Genomic DNA, 3,526 nt, shown 5'->3' on the forward strand with positions numbered 1-3,526 from the left:
GGCGCGAAGTACTACCAGCCGGAAAAGTTCGCCACGGTTGAACCCTTCCTGGTGCTGTTCTTCCTGTTCTACGTGGCCATCCCGGTGCTGTACGCGCTGGCGGGCCGCGGCAAGAACGGCAAAGTGGACGGCACGCTGCTGTTCGGCACGCCGCTGCTGGCCTTCCCGATGCAGGTGGGCCTGCTGGGCGACGACCGCATGGGCCTGGCCTTCAGCGCACTGTTCGTTGCGGCCATTTACAGCGGACTGGCGCTGTGGGCGCGCGGCAACCAGCGCCTGCGCGACCTGGCGCAGAGCGCCGCGGGCATGGGCGTGGTGTTCGCCACGCTGGCCATTCCGCTGGCGCTGACGGCGCGCTGGACGTCCGCGGCCTGGGCCATCCAGGGCGCGGGCATGGTGTGGCTGGGCCTGCGCCAGGAACGCCGCCTGGTGCGCTGGACCGGCCTGGCCCTGCTGGTGCTGGCCGGCGGCGCCTGGTGCGTGAGCCTGTTCGACTGGAACCTGGGCCACGAAGACCGCTTCCTGCTCAACGGCCACGCCATGAACCTGGGCCTGCTGACGCTGGCCTGGATGGCCGCAAGCTGGCTCTACCACCGCGCCGGCAAATCCACCGTGCTGCAGGTGCTTCTGATACTCGGCGGCCTGGGCTGGTGGAGCCTGCTGGGCCTGCGCGAAATAGAAGTGAACCTGACCCCACGCTTCGACGCGCTGTATTACGGCGGCTTCGCGCTGGTGACCGCCGCGCTGGCGGCGCTGCTGCGCGGGCCGCTGGCCTGGCCGCGGCTGTCGTGGCCGGTGGTGGCGTCGCTGGTGCTGATGCTGCCGTTGTCGATCGCCTCGCAGGACCATTACGACTTGACGCTGTTCGACCACCCGCTGTGGCTGTGGTGGCCGCTGCTGGCCGCGGCGCTGGTGACGCTGGCCGCCCTGCGCGAACCGCGTTCGCGCGGGCTGCCGGTGGCGCATATCGCGTGGCTGGTGTCGGTGGCCACCGCCGCGGGCATCACGCTGCTGCGCGTGCTCGACGACCGCGCCGACCTGGCCGACGGCTGGCTGCTGCCGGCCATCCTGGCGCCGCTGGCGCTGCTGTTCGCGCTGGCCTGGAAAAAACCCGCGCTGGCCGGCTGGCCGGTGGCGGAACAGTTCCCGCGCTGGCGCAAGGTGTGGCTGGCCATTGCCGGTGCCGGCCTGGGCCTGGGCTGGCTGTTCGGCCACTTCCTGCCCGGCGACAGCACGCCCCTGCCCTGGCTGCCGCTGCTCAACCCGCTGGAACTTTGGCTGCTGCTGGGCCTGCTGGCCGCGGCCCTGGCGCTGCGCGCCCACCGCGACCCGCACCGCCTGGGCAGCCTGGCCTGGGCCGGCGCCGCGCTCTTCATGCTGAGCATGAGCGTGCTGCGCGCCTGCCACCACCTGGCCCACCTGCCCTGGAGCCCGCGCCTGCTGGGCGAAACCACCGCGCAGGCCAGCCTCACCGTGGCCTGGTGCGTGGCCGGCGTGGCCGCCTGGGTGCTGGGCTCGCGCCGCCGCGACCGCCCGCTGTGGTGGCTGGGCGCCGGCCTGCTGGGCGTGGTGCTGCTGAAGCTGCTGGTGGTGGACCGCCAGTTCGTCGGCAACATCGCCGGCATCGTTTCCTTCGTGGTGGTGGGCCTGCTGCTGATCGTGGTTGGCCGCATCGCCCCCACCCCGCCCCGTTCGGAGTAACGCCCATGCGCCTGTTCCTGTTGCCGGGCCTGCTGCTGGCCGCCAGCACCGCCGCCGCCCAGAGCCCCGACGATTTCGCCTGGCAGTGGCCGCTGGTGGTGGACGCCAACGAAGGCGCGCACACGCTGCTGCTCGACGAAGCCGTGTACGCCCGCACCACCCGCGCCGACCTGCGCGACCTGGCGGTGTTCAACGCCGACGGACAGCTGGTGCCCTTCGCCCCGCTGCCGGTGGAACACGCCACCACCGAACAGCGCCGCGAACTGCGCTGGCTGCGCCTGCCCGCCGCCCCTGCCGATGCGCCGACCGGTGATTTTTCGCTGCGCCTGGCGCGCGACGCCAACGGCAACCTGCGCGACCTGCAGATCGACAGCGAGGCCACGGCCGCGACGTTGCCGAGCACCGACCTGCTGATTGACCTGGGCGAAAAGCCCGAATCCGTTTCGTCGCTGAAGCTCACCCTGGCCGCCGACGCCGCGCTGCCCGTGAACCTGCGCGCCGCCGTACTGGCCAGCAATGACCTGGCGCAGTGGCAGGTGCTGGGCAGCAACCTGGCGGTGGTGGCGATCGACGACAACGGCCTGCGCATCGAGCGCCTGCGGCTGGATTTCGCGCCGTCGTCGCAGCGTTACCTGCGCCTGTCGCTGGAGCGCGGCGACTGGCCGGCGCTGGCCCGCATCGAAGACGAACGCCGCGAAACCGGCCCCGCGCTGCCGCCCTGGCAGACGCTGGAACTGCAGGGCACGGCCGTGGCCGGCGAACCTGGCGTGTTCGAATACCGCAGCGCCGGCCCCTTCCCCGTGGGCCGCGTGGACCTGGGCCTGCCGCAGGCCAACACCGTGGCCACGGCCTGGGTGGAAAGCCGCGACGACGCCGAGGCGTACTGGGAACAGGCCACCGCCTTCACTGCCTTCCGCCTGGGCGGCAACGGCGACGAAGTGCGGCACCTGCCCGCCGACACGCGCCTGCAGCGCAACCGCCACTGGCGCGTGCGCACCCAGCCCGCGCTGTCGCAGCCGCCAGTGCTGAAACTGTCCTACCAGCCCGACCGTTTCGTGCTGCTCTCACAGGGCCCCGCGCCCTACCGCCTGCTCGCCGGCAGCGCCCGCGCCACGCGGCCGGACTTCCCGGTAAGCGCCGCGCTTACCGCCGCCAGCGCCTCACGCCCGGACGGCTGGGTTCCGCCGAGCGCCACGCTGGGCACCGGCGGACCCGCCGCGGGCGATATCGCGCTGGCGCCGGATCGTGGGCCGCAGTATCGGCGGTGGGTTCTGTGGGCAGTGCTTGCACTTGGCGCCGGGCTTGTGCTGGTGGTGGCGTTGAAGGTGCTGCGGGGCGGATCCACCACCGCCTGATGGCCGGGCGAGGCGTGGCGGAGCGTTGGCATGGCCATGAACCCAACCCAGCTTAAGTCCATCGCCTACCACGCCTGGCTGCTGTTGCTCGCCGCGCTGGGCGCCTACTACTTGTACCGCGCCATTGACTACCGGTTCCTGCACGCGGGACGGCTGGGCCCGAGCCTGTTCGACAAGCAGCTCTGGTACGTCGCCCACGCGGCGTTCGCGCTGCCGGTGATTTTCGGCGCGCCATTGCAGTTCGTACCCGCCCTGCGACGCGCAAGACCCCGCCTGCACCGCGTCATCGGCAAGGCCTACGTTTACGGCGCCAGCCTCGCCGCGCTGATGGCCATCTGGCTTGGCGCCACCATCGAATACGAAGGCTCGCGCCTTTCACTGGTGCTCACCGGCCTGCTCTGGCTGGGCTTCACCCTGGCCGCCTGGCGAAGCGCCGTGCGCAAGGACTTTGAATCGCCCCGCCTTTCCCG

At 71.7% G+C, this 3,526-nt stretch carries 3 protein-coding genes; all 3 read left to right on the forward strand.

What is annotated here, in order from left to right; genetic code table 11:
• On the forward strand, positions 1-1,701 hold a 1,701-nt coding region (locus tag N790_RS04220; RefSeq protein WP_043801154.1), incomplete at its 5' end, for a DUF2339 domain-containing protein.
• 5 nt (positions 1,702-1,706) lie between these two features.
• Positions 1,707-3,056: a DUF3999 family protein gene (locus tag N790_RS04225; protein ID WP_043801152.1), complete on the forward strand. Its 1,350-nt coding sequence runs from the start codon at positions 1,707-1,709 to the stop codon at positions 3,054-3,056.
• A gap of 36 nt (positions 3,057-3,092) precedes the next feature.
• Positions 3,093-3,526: DUF2306 domain-containing protein (locus tag N790_RS04230; RefSeq protein WP_169742139.1), on the forward strand; the 434-nt coding region annotated here is incomplete at its 3' end.

The organism is Arenimonas malthae CC-JY-1, assembly GCF_000747075.1.
Lineage (GTDB): Bacteria > Pseudomonadota > Gammaproteobacteria > Xanthomonadales > Xanthomonadaceae > Arenimonas > Arenimonas malthae.

What these genes read in the sequence shown, in the direction of transcription:
- N790_RS04225 (WP_043801152.1), top strand. Translation starts at nt 1,707, where the DNA reads ATGCGCCTGTTCCTGTTGCCGGGCCTGCTGCTGGCCGCCAGCACCGCC.